Origin of the sequence: Burkholderia sp. MSMB617WGS (assembly GCF_001532025.2) — a bacterium.
In the GTDB taxonomy this organism is placed as follows: domain Bacteria; phylum Pseudomonadota; class Gammaproteobacteria; order Burkholderiales; family Burkholderiaceae; genus Burkholderia; species Burkholderia savannae.
Genome location: NZ_CP013458.1, coordinates 491,568 through 504,391, shown reverse-complemented (window position 1 = coordinate 504,391; position 12,824 = coordinate 491,568). Strand labels below are relative to the sequence as shown.

The window sequence follows — 12,824 nt, the reverse complement described above, 5'->3', positions numbered from 1 at the left end:
GCCGCCCCCCTCAGTGTGCCGCCGACGCCGCGGTTGCGGCGGACGTGTCGTCGCCGGCGATCCGGACCGGCGTTCCGCTACGCACCTGCTGCAATCCGCTGACGATCACGCGATCGCCCGCCTTCAGCCCCTGTGTGACGATCCATTGATCGCCGTATGCGGTGTCGGCCTTCACCGCCGCCTGCTTCGCGTTGCCTTTCTCGTCGACCACGAATACCGTCGCGCCGCCATCCGATCTGCGCGTCACCGCGAGCTGCGGCACGAGCAGCGCATGATCGTCCGTGCCCTCGTCGAGCCGCGCGCGTACGAACATGCCGGGCAGCAGCGCGTGGTCCGGATTCGGAAAGATCATCCGCAGCGTCACGGAGCCTGTTGTCGCATCGACCGTAATGTCCGAGAACTGCAGCGTGCCGGCTTGCTCGTACTCCGCGCCGTCTTCGAGCAAGAGCTTGACGGCCGCACCGCTCCCCGCCGTTTTCAGCCTGCCCGACGCGAACGCGCGGCGCAGCTTCAGCCAATCGGCGCTCGCGCGGGACACGTCGAGATACATTTCGTCGATCGCCTGGATCGTCGCCAGCGCAGTCGTCTGATCCGCCGTGACGAGCGCCCCTTCGGTGACGCTCGACGCGCCGATCCGCCCCGACACGGGCGCGGCGATCCGCGTGTAGCCGAGGTTGACGCGCGCGGATTCGAGCGACGCCTGATCGGCGATCACGTCGGCGGCGTCCTCGCGCACGGCCGCGACCGCGTCGTCGTAATCCTGCCTGCTGACCGCGTTGATCTTGACCAGTTCCGCGTAGCGATCGGCCTTGGTCTTCGCCGACGCGAGCGTCGCCTGCGCCTTCGCGAGCGTGCCGCGCGCCTGATCGTATGCGGCCTGATAGGTCGCCGGATCGATCTGGTACAGCACCTGCCCCGCCTTCACGTCCGAGCCTTCGGTGAAGAGCCGCTTGCGGACGATCCCGCCGATCTGCGGTCGCACCTCGGCGACCTTGATCGCGGACAACCGGCCCGACAATTCGGTGTGCTGGACGATGGACTGCTCGGCTAGCGTCACCACGCCGACTTCGACAGCCGCGGCGCCTGCGCCGGACGCCCCGCGCTGGCCGCACCCCGCTTGCAACGAGACGGCCAGGACGACGAGCGCGAGCGACGCACGCCGGTGCAACGGGCGCGCCGGTGCGCGCGGACGATCGGATGGAATGGGTAGGCGGTTCATGGCTTCTCGTCAGCTCCGTGTCGGTTCCGCCGCACGCGCGACGGCGCGCGCCGAAAGTAGCCGGTGCACGGCGGAACAGGAAACCACGAGCGTAAGGAAATGCCCCTTACGGGTGCTTAGCGCCGCATTACAGCGTGTAACGGACGTCAGGAAATGCGTCGTTCAGCGCCCCAAATCGTCGGGATGCGTGATCGCGCCGCGCGACGGGAGCGGGAAGGTCATCGTCGCGACGAAGCCGCCGTCGGGCGCGTTGCACGCGGCGAGCGCACCGCCGTGATAGCGGACGAGCCGCCTGACGATTGCAAGGCCGAGGCCGCAATGCGCATCGCCGCCGCGCGCGGCGTCGAGCCGAACGAACGGACGCAGCGCGCGTTCGAGCTGCGCGGGTGGAATGCCTGCGCCGTGATCGCGCACGCTCAGCACGTAGCCGCCGGCCGTCGCGCGCGTCGCGATCTCGACGGGCGGCTCGCCGTAGGTGAGCGCGTTCTCGATCAGGTTCGACAAGATCCGGTCCAGATCGACGAGCGGCAGGCCGAAGCCGTCGCCCGCGCGCAGGTCGAGCGTCAGCAGCGCATCTTCGCCCAGGCTGTCGCCGTAATGCTGACGGCAATGCGCATCGACGTTCGCGACCGGCGACGCGTCAGCGGCGTCCCGCGCGAAGTCGAGGAACTGCGTGACGATCCGCGACAGCGATTGCGCGTCGCGCAGGAAGCCCGTGCGATTCGCCTCGTCGGGCAGCAGATCCGCGCGCACCTGCATTCGCGTGATCGGCGCGCGCAGGTCGTGCGCAAGACCCGCCAGCATCACCGATCGCTCCTGCTCCATCAGCGCCAGTTCACGCACCATGTCGTTGAAGTCGCCGACCAGTTCCTTCACCTCGCGCGGCCCGCTCTCCCGCACGACAGGCGGCCGGTGGCCGAGCCGGTACTCGCGGGCCGCCTGCGCGAGCCGCCTGAGCGGCCGCTGCAAGTGCCATGCGCCGAGGACGGCCAGCGCGATCGCCAGCAGCACCGTCAGCGACGACATGCCGATGAAGCGTGCAAATGACGGCATCGCGCTCGTCATCGTCACCCAGTAATGGTCGTCCGGATAGCGCACCCACAGCGCATTGGTGCCTTCGTCGGCCACGACGTGCGAGCCGGGCGGAAGCTGGCGGCGCAGATCGCGCTCGAACGGACCATTCGTATCCGCGCACGACGCGGGACAACCATATGCCGCCGCGTCGCCGACGTTGACGAACGATGCGCCGAGCGTCGAGCTGACGGCGCGCCCCAGTTCGCCGCCCGTCGCGCGCGCCTGCACCGACAGCGCGACGGCACGCCGCGTCTGCTCCACTTCGAGCGCGAAGCGCTCGCGGTCCAGCAGCACGATGCCGAGCACGTGAACCGCGACGATGAGCCCCACCGTCATCAGCGCGAGACGGACGAACAGCGTGTCAGCGGGATTCTTCATCGTCGCCGCTGCTCGCGCCGCCCGGTACGAACATGTAGCCCACGCCGCGCATCGTCCGGATGTAGCGCGGCCGCGCGGGATCGTTTTCCAGCAGGCGGCGCAGGCGCCACACCGGCACGTCGATGCCGCGCTCCGTCAGGTCGGAATACGGGCCGTGCAGCAGGTCGAGCAGCCGCGCGCGCGACAGCGTCTCCATCGGATGCAAAGCGAACGCTTCGAGCAGCGCGTATTCGCTGCCCGTGAGCTTCACCGGCTCGCCGTCGCGCAACAGCGTACGCCCGGCGAAATCGAACCGGAATGGACCGAACCGCAGCGGCGCCCGCTGCCCGGCGCCCTGCCCCCGCGGGCGCGGCGGCGCATGCCGGCGCAGCACCGCGTGAATCCGCGCAAGCAGTTCCTGCGGCATGAACGGCTTGCCGAGATAGTCGTCCGCGCCGAGCTCCAGCCCGACCACCCGGTCGATGCCGTCGGCGCGCGCGGTCAGCATGATGACGGGAATCGTGTCGCCGTTCGCGCGTAGCTGCTTGAGCGCCGTCAGCCCGTCGATGCCCGGCATCATCAGGTCGAGCACGATGATCGACGGCCGCTCGAGTTCAAGCCGGCGCGCAAGCCCGGCGGCGTCGTGGAGAACCGAAACGGCGACGCCGCGTTGCTGGAAGAAGATTCTCAGCAGATCGCGCAGCGCGGCGTCGTCGTCGATCAGCAGGATCTGAAGGGACGTTTCGTGCATGGTCGTGAGCACAAGATGGCGGCAAACGTACAAAGCCGCGAACCCGCGCCGCTTCCCGCCGCGCCGGCAGCCGGCCTTCTGACCCGACGACTATAGCGAAGAACGTGCGCCGATCGGTTGCCGGTTCTTTGCGAGTCTTACCGTTTATTACGGCGCAGTATCGCATGCATGCCCCGCGCGCACCGGGCACGCAAAAAAGCCGCCCCGATGCGAACCGCCCCAAAAAGGCTGGATCAGTGTCCAATCTTTGAGGGGCGATGCGGAAATGGGCGGCTTCTCGACGGGCCGGCCGGCACGGACCCGGGCGCGTCGGCCGTTCGGCGCCTGCTGCGGCGGCCGTCAGCGCGACATCATGTTCATGCCGACGTTGTGCATGACCCAAAGCGTGCCGACGATCAGGATCGCCGCCGTCAGCACCGTGTAGCTGAACGCCATCACGTTCCAGCGCTGGCCGGACGATGCGTTCATGTGCAGGAAATAGACGAGGTGCACGACGATCTGCACGAACGCGAGCGCCGCGAGCGCGATCAGCGACGCGTGCGACGACAGCGCGCCGCTCAGCACGAGTCCGAACGACGCCGCCGTCAACAGGACCGACAGGATGAACCCGGCGACGTAGCCGCCCACCGTGCCGTGCGCTTCGCCGTCGTGAGAGAGGTGCGTATCGGTCATTTAGATCACGCTCGCGAGATAGACAAAGGTAAAGACGCAGATCCAGACGATGTCGAGGAAGTGCCAGAAAAGACTCAGGCAGGTGAGCCGGCGAATGTCGCGCTCGGTCAGCGCCGGGCGGCGCACCGCCTGAAACGCGAGCACGGCCATCCACAAGAGGCCGATCGCGACGTGCAGCCCGTGCGTGCCGACGAGCGTGAAGAACGACGACAGGAACGCGCTGCGCTGCGGCCCCGCGCCTTCGGCGATCATGTGCGAGAACTCGCGCAGCTCGAGGCCGAGGAACGCCGCGCCGAGCGCGAACGTCACCGCGAGCCAGCCGAGCAGCGCGCCGCGGCGGCCGCGCTGCGCGCCGATCATCGCGAAGCCGTACGTGATGCTGCTCGTGAGCAGCAGCGCGGTCTCGAGCGCGACGCCCGGGATGTCGAACAGGTCGACGGCGGTCGGGCCGCCCGCGAACTGGTGCGCCATCACCGCGAACACGGCGAACAGCGCGGCGAAGATCACGCAGTCGGTCATCAGGTACAGCCAGAAGCCGAACACCGAATGCGACGGCGGATGATCGTGCGCGTCCAGATGACGAGCGGCGCTCGCGGATTGATACGACATCAGTTTGCCTCCAGTTCGACTTGCGCCGGCCGCGCGACGAAGCGTGCGCCGCCGCGTTTTTCCTCGATCTTGCGAACGGCTTCGGCCGGGATGTAATAGCCGTCGTTGTCGCTCGCGCTATGCGCGATCACCGTCGCGACGATGCCGACGAGCGCCGCGATCGCGAGCCACCAGATGTGCCATACCGCCGCGAAGCCGAGCACGAGGCTGAACACGCCGACGAACAGTCCCGCGCTCGTGTTCGACGGCATGTGGATGTCGCGATACTCCGCTTGCTTGCCGATGCCGAGGCCGCGCTCCTTGCGGTACGCGAATTCGTCGAGCGCGTGCACGCGCGGAATCGTCGCGAAGTTGTACGCGGGCGGCGGCGACGACGTCGCCCATTCGAGCGTGCGGCCGCCCCACGGGTCGCCCGTGAGATCGCGGTTCTCGGGCTGCTTGCGATCGCGCAGGCTGACGACCAGTTGCAGAAGCTGGCACGCGATGCCGATCGCGATCAGCGCGGCGCCGCATGCGGCGACGATGAGCCACGGATGCCACGCGGGGTTGTCGTAATGATTCAGGCGGCGCGTCATGCCCATGAAGCCGAGCACGTAGAGCGGCACGAACGCGACGTAGAAGCCGACCTGCCAGAACCAGAACGCGGCCCGGCCGAGCTTCTCGTTCAGCTTGAAGCCGAACACCTTCGGGAACCAGTAGTTGAAGCCCGCGAGATAGCCGAACAGCACGCCGCCGATGATCACGTTGTGGAAGTGCGCGATCAGGAACAGGCTGTTGTGCAGCACGAAGTCCGCGCCGGGGATCGCCATCATCACGCCCGTCATCCCGCCGAGCGTGAACGTCACCATGAAGCCGATCGTCCAGAGGATCGGCGTCGAGAATTCGAGCCGGCCGCGATAGATCGTGAACAGCCAGTTGAACACTTTCACGCCGGTCGGAATCGCGATCACCATCGTCATGATCCCGAAAAACGCGTTCACGTTCGCGCCCGAGCCCATCGTGAAGAAGTGGTGCAGCCACACGAGGAACGACAGCACCATGATCGCGCACGACGCATAAACCATCGTCTTGTAGCCGAAAAGCGGCTTCTTCGCGTAGGTCGCGACCACTTCCGAGAAGATCCCGAACGCAGGCAGGATCAGGATGTAGACCTCCGGATGGCCCCACGCCCAGATCAGGTTCAGATACAGCATCGCGTTGCCGCCGGCATCGTTCGTGAAGAAGTGCATGCCGAGGTAACGGTCGAGGCCGAGGAGCGCGAGCGTGACCGTCAGGATCGGGAACGACGCCATGATGAGGACGTTCGTGCAGAGCGCGGTCCACGTGAACACGGGCATCTTCATCAGCGTCATGCCGGGCGCGCGCATCCGCAGGATGGTCACGAAGAAGTTCACGCCCGTGAGCAACGTGCCGACGCCGGATATCTGCAGCGCCCACAAGTAGTAATCGACGCCGACGCCCGGACTGAACTGCAGCTCCGACAGCGGCGGATACGCGAGCCAGCCCGTTTGCGCGAATTCGCCGACGACAAGCGAGATGTTGATCAGGATCGCGCTGACCGCCGTCATCCAGAAGCTCAGCGAATTGATGAACGGGAACGCGACGTCGCGCGCGCCGATCTGCAGCGGCACGATGATGTTCATCAGACCGATCATGAACGCCATCGCCATGAAGAAGATCATGATGACGCCGTGCGCGGTGAAGATCTGATCGTAATGATGCGGCGGCAGGTAGCCCGGGCCGTTGTATGCGAGCGCGAGCTGCAGGCGCATCATCACGGCGTCGGCGAAGCCGCGCAGCAGCATGATCAGCGCGACGATGATGTACATCACGCCGAGCTTCTTGTGGTCGACGGTCGTCAGCCACTCGGACCACAGCCATTTCCAGCGCTTCGTGCAGGTCAGCGTGCCCAGAATCCCGAGCACGACGAGCGCCATGAACGCGGCCGCGCCCATGATGATCGGCTGATCGAACGGGATCGCCGAAAGCGTCAATTTACCGAACATGCGTTACCCCTTCGTCCGACAGGCGGCGTCCGTCAGATCGAGGACGTGGCCGTTGTTGTACTTCGCGATGATGTTGTGAAAGAGCCGAGGGTCGATCGTCGAGTAGTAGCGCACGGGCTGCTTCTCGCTCGGCTGCGCGAGCTGGCCGTACGCGCTCATGTCGAGCCGGTCGGCCGACGCGCGCACCTTCGCGACCCACGCGTCGAACGCGTCGCGCGACGTCGCGAGCGTGCGGAACTTCATGTCGGAGAAGCCGCGGCCGCTGTAGTTCGCGGAGATGCCGGCGAAGTCGCCCGGCTCGTCGGCGATCAGGTGCAGGCGCGTCTGCATGCCGGCCATCGCGTAGACCTGCGTGCCGAGCTGCGGAATGAAGAACGAGTTCATCACCGAATCGGACGTGATCCGGAAATTGATCGGCGTGCCGACAGGCACCGCCAGTTGGTTCACCGAAGCAATGCCGAGATCCGGATAGACGAAGAGCCACTTCCAGTCGAGCGCGACGACCTCGACGTCGATCGGCTTCACCGACGATTGGATCGGCCGATACGGATCGAGCTCGTGCGTGGTCTTCCACGTGAGGATGCCGAGGAACAGGATGATCAGCGACGGCACCGTCCAGATCACGATCTCGATCGCGGTGGAATGCGCCCACTTCGGCGAGTAGGTCGCGTTGCGGTTCGACGCGCGGTAGCGCCACGCGAAGAGCAGCGTGAGGAGGATCACCGGCACGACGACGATCAGCATCGCCCACGTCGACGTGGCGATCAACGCCTTCTCCGCGGCGCCGATCGCGCCCTTCGGATCGAGCACGTCGAGCCCGCACCCGGACAGCGAGGCGAGCGCACCGATCGCCCCGAACCACGACAAGCTTCTCAAAGCCTTTCTATTCATCACATTCGCCAGCAAGATGTATCGCACTCCGATCGAAACCGTCGGACGACCGGTTCGCGGAAGCGCTCGCATCATACGGCCGGCGAGCGAGATGAAAATCAGTCAATGAGACAAATCATCTTTGCCGAAAATGACAGTGCGACACGATGTCACAGCGTTGGCGGCGCCTGTTTCGATGCGGTGGGAAGATGAGTTGCGCATGTGCGCGTGCGTGCGCGTATACGCGCGAGAAGAAGGCCGCCGGAGACGGAATGGCCGTCGCAGCGGCCGGACACGCGATTGACAACGCGCGCGCGAGGTGCTCGACGTGCGGGCGATCAGCCGCCGCCGCTCGGGCGCGGCGACGCCGATTGTACGCGGCGCGCGCGACGGCCGCACGTTTCGCTACGCCCGCTTCGCTTCAACACGCCGTCGATCGTGCATCGCATTCGAATGCGCCGCGGCGTCGGAATTGTCGACATGACGGAAAGCGAAGCCGGCAATCGTGATCCGCCGCCGTCGCGTCATTCGCTTCGATGAACGCGGCGGCGCTGCGCGCGGACACCGGGCCGGCGAAGCATCCCGTGCCGCCTCAAATGCATGCCGATGCATGCGAATCCCGGCGATCGGTCTCCGAAATGCACCGACATGCGCCGACGTGCGCCGACGTGCGCAAACATGCGCGGACATGCTCCGACTTGCGCGAACGCACGTTTAGACCCGCCCAAACACGCGACGATCGCGCCGGCGCACGCCGCCCGCCGCACCGCGCTCAAAGCCGTGCGGCGAGCCTCGCGCCCTGGTCGATCGCGCGCTTCGCATCGAGCTCGGCCGCCCGCTCCGCGCCGCCGATCAGATGCACCGGCACGCCCGCCGCCTTCAGCGGCTCGTACAGCGCGCGCTCGGGCTCCTGCCCCGCGCACAGCACGATCGTATCGGCCTCGATCACGGTCGGATCGAGACGCTCCTTGCCGAACGTCACGTGCAGCCCCTTGTCGTCGATCAGCTCGTAGTTGACGCCGCCGATCATCTCGACCTGCTTCATCTTCAGCGTCGCGCGATGAATCCAGCCGGTCGTCTTGCCGAGCCCCTTGCCGAGCCCCGTCGCCTTTCGCTGCAGCAGGGTGACGCGGCGCGCGGGCGGCGCGATCTCGCCGAGCGTCACGCCGCCGCGCGCGAGCGCGGGATCGGTCACGCCCCACTCCGCTTTCCATGCGTCGAGATCGAGCGCCGGCGATTCGCCGTCCTGAACGAGAAACTCCGACACGTCGAAGCCGATCCCGCCCGCGCCGACCACCGCGACGCGCTCGCCGACCGGCTTGTTGCGCGCGAGCACGTCGATGTAGGTCAGCACCTTCGGATGATCCTGGCCCGGAATGCGCGGATTGCGCGGCGCGACGCCCGTGGCGAGCACGACGTCGTCGTAGCCGGCCGCGATCAGCTCGGCCGCGTCGACGCGGCGGCTCAGACGCAGCTGCACGCCCGTCAGCTCGATCTGGCGTGCGAAGTAACGCAGCGCCTCGTGAAACTCCTCCTTGCCCGGAATGCGCTTGGCCATGTTGAACTGGCCGCCGATCTCGGCCGCCGCGTCGAACAGCTCGACGCGATGCCCGCGCTGCGCGAGCACCGTCGCGCACGCGAGACCGGCGGGCCCCGCGCCGATCACCGCGATGCGCTTCACGTTCGCCGCGCGCGCATAGTTCAGCTCCGTTTCGTGGCACGCGCGCGGATTCAGCAGGCACGATGCGATCCGATTCTTGAACGCGTGATCGAGGCATGCCTGATTGCAGCCGATGCACGTGTTGATCTCGTCGGCGCGCCCCTCGGCCGCCTTCTTCACGAACTCGGCGTCGGCGAGGAACGGCCGCGCCATCGACACCATGTCCGCACAGCCGTCCGCGAGAATCTGCTCGGCGACTTCCGGCCGATTGATCCGGTTCGTCGTCACGAGCGGAATGCCGACCTCGCCCTTCATCTTCTTCGTGACCCACGCGAACGCGCCGCGCGGCACCGACGTCGCGATCGTCGGCACGCGCGCCTCGTGCCAGCCGATGCCGGTGTTGATGAGCGTCGCGCCCGCGCGCTCGACCGCCTTCGCGAGCGTCACGACTTCGCTCCAATCACTGCCGTCCGGAATCAGATCGAGCATCGACAGCCGATAGACGATGATGAAATCGCGGCCGACCGCCTCCCGCGTGCGCTCGACGATCTCGACCGGCAGCCGCATCCGGTTCGCGTACGAGCCGCCCCATTCGTCGGTGCGCTTGTTCGTGTGCAGCGAGATGAACTGGTTGATCAGATAGCCTTCGGAGCCCATGATCTCGACGCCGTCGTAGCCCGCTTCGCGCGCGAGCTGCGCGCAGCGCACGAACGCGCGAATCTGCCGCTCGATGCCGCGCGCCGTCAGCTCGTGCGGCGTGAACGGCGAGATCGGCGACTTGAGCCGCGTCGGCGCGACCGCGAACGGGTGATAGCCGTAGCGGCCGGTATGCAGGATCTGCAGCGCGATCTTGCCGCCTTCCGCATGCACCGCGTCCGGAATCACGCGATGGCGGCGCGCCGCGGCGCCCGTCGACAGCGTGCCGCCGAACGGCTTCGTCCAGCCCGCGACGTTCGGCGCGAAGCCGCCCGTGACGATCAGGCCGACGCCGCCGCGCGCGCGTTCGGCAAAATAGTCGGCGAGGCGCGGCAGCGTCTTGCGGCTGTCTTCGAGGCCCGTGTGCATCGACCCCATCAGCACGCGGTTGCGCAGCGTCGTGAAGCCGAGATCGAGCGGGGCGAGCAGGTGTGGGAACGGAGTCGTCATCGGGTATCGCGGGAACGGATTGATCGGGATCGTTACATCGTAGGCGCACGCACCGCTTGTCCGTGAGGGGGCAAATAGCCATAATGCTTGTCATTCGTGGCCAATTTTGGCCACACTCGTCCAGTTCACGACACGATGACGCGACGAACGACGAAAGACCACCTGGGCCTGCGCCAGCCGACGATTCCGGTCGCGTACCTGCGGCATCTGCTGAAGGTGTTCGAGGAGCGCGGCATCGACGCGCGCGACGCCCGCGCGGGCACCGGCCTGCGCGACGACGTGCTCGGCGAACCGGACGCGCGCGTCGCGCCTTCGCAATGGGGGCGGCTCGTGCTGAACGCGATCCGGCTGAGCGGCGACGAGGGGATCGGCTTCGAGCTCGGGCTGCGGCTGCGGATGTCGGTGCACGGCTTTCTCGGCTACGCGGCGCTGACGGCCGCGGACCTGCGCGCGTCGCTGCTCGTCAACGCGCGCTATTTCCGGATGCGCAACCGGCAATACCGGCTGCACTACGCGGAGCGCGACGACGGCGCGACGCTTTCGCTGCACGGCGTGCAGGCGAGCCCCGTGCTCCAGCATCACGCGATGTTCGAGATCGTGCTCACCGGGATCGCGCAGAACGTCGGCACGGTGACGGGGCGCGCCGCGCCGCCGATCGAGCTGCAATTCGCGTGGCCGCAGCCCGGCTATTACGCGCGCTATCGCGACCGGCTGCCGCCCGTGCGCTTCGATTGCGCGTCGAACGCGCTGTGGGTGTCGCGCGATGCGCTCGACTGGCCGCTGCCGATGGCGGACGAAGTCGCGCATCAGCAGGCGCTCGCGCAGGTCGAACGCGAATATGCGGACGTGCGCCACGAAGAAGGCGATCTGGTCGCGCGCGTGCGCGCGGAACTCGCGCTGGCGGCGCAAGGCTATCCCGAGCCCGACGCGCTCGCGCGGCACCTCCTGATGTCGACGCGCACGCTGAGGCGGCGCCTGCTCGATGCAGGTTCCGGCTACCGCGCGCTCGTCGACGAGGCGCGGCTGCGCGACGCGCGCCGGCTGCTGCGCGCATCCGATCTCGATCTGAAGACGATCGCCGAGCGGCTGCAATTCTCCGACCCGGCGAACTTCACGCGCGCGTTCCGCAAGTGGACGGGGCTCACGCCGAGCGCGTATCGGGAAGCGGGCGACGACGCCGAGCGATAGACGGCGCGCGGCGCGCAATCGCGCCGCGATTCGCACCGGCGCGAGCGCAAGCTATTGCCGATGCGCGCCACGCGAGCGCAACACGTGTGCATGCGTGCAACGCGCGCGACGGCGGGCGGGAACGCCCGGCCCGCGGACGCGAATCCGCTCGCCCGCCGCTTGCCCGCCGCTTGCCAACCGCTCACCAACCGCTTGCTGCCCGATCGCCGTCCGACCCGCGACGCTTCGCGAGCGCGAGCTGCGGACGCCTCACGAGCGAGCGGGCGACGCGCGCCGTCGCTCGGCAACCGGCGCGCGCGGCTCGTTCGCATACGCGTCGAGCCCCTCGACCAGCGCGTCGAACGCCGCCCGGCAGCGCGGACTGCCGCGCAAATCCTCGTGCATCGTGACCCACATATCGAGCCGTCCGGCAAACGCCTTCGGCAGCACGCGCACGAGCGCGGGATCGCGCCTCGCGAGCGCTGCCTGGCAAATGCCGATGCCCGCGCCGCCGCGAATCAGCGCGAGGTGCGCGAGATCGCTGTCGGTGCGCAGCGTGAACGCGCCGCGGTCGAGCCCCGGGAACGACTTCGCGGCCATCTGCCGGATGAACGCCGTCGGGCGGTCGTAGCCGATCAGCGCATGGCGAACCAGTTCGTCCACATTGCGCGGCGTGCCGCGCCGCGCGAGATAGTCGCGATGCGCATGCAGGCCGAGCTCGATGTCGCCGATGCGCCGCGCGATCAGCTGCGTCTGTTCGGGGCGCGTCATTCGCACCGCGACGTCGGCCTCGCGGCGCAGCAGATCCTGAATGCGGCTCGTCAGCGCGAGCTCGATCTTCAGCGCCGGATGCCGCTGCTGCAAGCGCGCGACGATCGGCGGCAGCACCTCGACGCCGATCACGTCGCTCGCCGAGATCCGCACGACGCCGCGCACGTCCTTGCCGAAGCTCGTTGCCGTGCGCGCGAGCGCATCGGCCGTGCTTTCCATCGCCTCGGCGTCCGCGCGCAGCGCGAGCGCCACGTCGGTCGGCATCAGCCCGGTCGACGATCGCGTGAAAAGCGGCACGCCGAGCGCCGCCTCGAGCGCGGCCACATGCCGGCCGACGGTCGGCTGCGTGAGGCCGAGCACGCGCGCCGCGCCCGACAGCGAACCCTCGCGCAGCACGCCGAGGAACGAACGATACAGCTCCCAGCCAATTTCCGAGCCCATACGAAAATGTATAGCCGTTAGACGAGATTCGGTAATGTTAATCGATCCGCGCGCGGCGCAGAATGCGCCTGTGGATCACGT

The 12,824-nt window shown here is 67.7% G+C and carries 10 protein-coding genes; 1 reads left to right on the top strand and 9 read right to left on the bottom strand.

The features are described 5' to 3' along the window. Positions 1-10 precede the first annotated feature (10 nt). The 8 genes from WT60_RS22355 to WT60_RS22320 all read right to left on the bottom strand — a co-directional run bounded on the left by WT60_RS22355 (position 11) and on the right by WT60_RS22320 (position 10,364). A complete protein-coding gene (locus WT60_RS22355; protein WP_060356287.1) occupies positions 11-1,219 on the bottom strand; it encodes an efflux RND transporter periplasmic adaptor subunit in 1,209 nt (402 codons plus the stop codon). 162 nt (positions 1,220-1,381) lie between these two features. Next, on the bottom strand, positions 1,382-2,671 hold the full coding sequence (locus WT60_RS22350) for an ATP-binding protein (protein WP_059671642.1): 1,290 nt from the start codon (positions 2,669-2,671) through the stop codon (positions 1,382-1,384). Further along, positions 2,655-3,401, bottom strand: coding sequence for a response regulator (locus tag WT60_RS22345; RefSeq protein WP_059671643.1), 747 nt, complete (start codon positions 3,399-3,401; stop codon positions 2,655-2,657). The genes WT60_RS22350 and WT60_RS22345 overlap by 17 nt, the downstream gene beginning before the upstream one ends. Positions 3,402-3,740: 339 nt before the next feature. Beyond that, positions 3,741-4,073 (bottom strand): cytochrome o ubiquinol oxidase subunit IV, encoded by a 333-nt coding sequence (gene cyoD, locus WT60_RS22340; protein WP_010110343.1) that lies wholly within the window; start codon positions 4,071-4,073, stop codon positions 3,741-3,743. After that, a complete protein-coding gene (gene cyoC / locus WT60_RS22335) occupies positions 4,074-4,682 on the bottom strand; it encodes a cytochrome o ubiquinol oxidase subunit III (protein ID WP_059671644.1) in 609 nt (202 codons plus the stop codon). It lies immediately after the preceding gene. Continuing rightward, the gene (gene cyoB, locus WT60_RS22330; RefSeq protein ID WP_059671645.1) at positions 4,682-6,688 is read right to left on the bottom strand and encodes a cytochrome o ubiquinol oxidase subunit I; all 2,007 of its coding nucleotides are present in this window, start codon (positions 6,686-6,688) and stop codon (positions 4,682-4,684) included. Before cyoB ends, cyoC begins: the two co-directional genes overlap by 1 nt. Before the next feature lie 3 nt (positions 6,689-6,691). Next, positions 6,692-7,579: a ubiquinol oxidase subunit II gene (gene cyoA, locus WT60_RS22325; protein WP_085701548.1), complete on the bottom strand. Its 888-nt coding sequence runs from the start codon at positions 7,577-7,579 to the stop codon at positions 6,692-6,694. Positions 7,580-8,330: 751 nt separating this feature from the next. After that, entirely contained in the window at positions 8,331-10,364 is a 2,034-nt protein-coding gene (locus WT60_RS22320) for an NADPH-dependent 2,4-dienoyl-CoA reductase (RefSeq protein WP_038753638.1), read from the bottom strand. Positions 10,365-10,499: 135 nt separating this feature from the next. On the opposite strand from WT60_RS22320, the gene WT60_RS22315 reads away from it, so the two are divergent. Further along, positions 10,500-11,552 carry an AraC family transcriptional regulator gene (locus WT60_RS22315; protein WP_060356765.1) on the top strand — a complete coding sequence of 351 codons (1,053 nt, stop codon included), beginning with the start codon at positions 10,500-10,502 and terminating at the stop codon, positions 11,550-11,552. A 249-nt stretch (positions 11,553-11,801) separates the two neighbouring features. Here WT60_RS22315 and WT60_RS22310 read toward each other — a convergent pair whose 3' ends face one another. Beyond that, positions 11,802-12,743 carry a LysR family transcriptional regulator gene (locus WT60_RS22310; RefSeq protein ID WP_060356764.1) on the bottom strand — a complete coding sequence of 314 codons (942 nt, stop codon included), beginning with the start codon at positions 12,741-12,743 and terminating at the stop codon, positions 11,802-11,804. Positions 12,744-12,824 lie beyond the last annotated feature (81 nt).

Coding starts and splice junctions, on each gene's coding strand:
- WT60_RS22310 (WP_060356764.1), bottom strand. CDS start 12,743: ATGGGCTCGGAAATTGGCTGGGAGCTGTATCGTTCGTTCCTCGGCGTG.
- cyoD (WP_010110343.1), bottom strand. CDS start 4,073: ATGACCGATACGCACCTCTCTCACGACGGCGAAGCGCACGGCACGGTG.
- WT60_RS22320 (WP_038753638.1), bottom strand. CDS start 10,364: ATGACGACTCCGTTCCCACACCTGCTCGCCCCGCTCGATCTCGGCTTC.
- WT60_RS22350 (WP_059671642.1), bottom strand. CDS start 2,671: ATGAAGAATCCCGCTGACACGCTGTTCGTCCGTCTCGCGCTGATGACG.
- WT60_RS22345 (WP_059671643.1), bottom strand. CDS start 3,401: ATGCACGAAACGTCCCTTCAGATCCTGCTGATCGACGACGACGCCGCG.
- cyoB (WP_059671645.1), bottom strand. CDS start 6,688: ATGTTCGGTAAATTGACGCTTTCGGCGATCCCGTTCGATCAGCCGATC.
- cyoA (WP_085701548.1), bottom strand. CDS start 7,579: ATGAATAGAAAGGCTTTGAGAAGCTTGTCGTGGTTCGGGGCGATCGGT.
- cyoC (WP_059671644.1), bottom strand. CDS start 4,682: ATGTCGTATCAATCCGCGAGCGCCGCTCGTCATCTGGACGCGCACGAT.
- WT60_RS22315 (WP_060356765.1), top strand. CDS start 10,500: ATGACGCGACGAACGACGAAAGACCACCTGGGCCTGCGCCAGCCGACG.
- WT60_RS22355 (WP_060356287.1), bottom strand. CDS start 1,219: ATGAACCGCCTACCCATTCCATCCGATCGTCCGCGCGCACCGGCGCGC.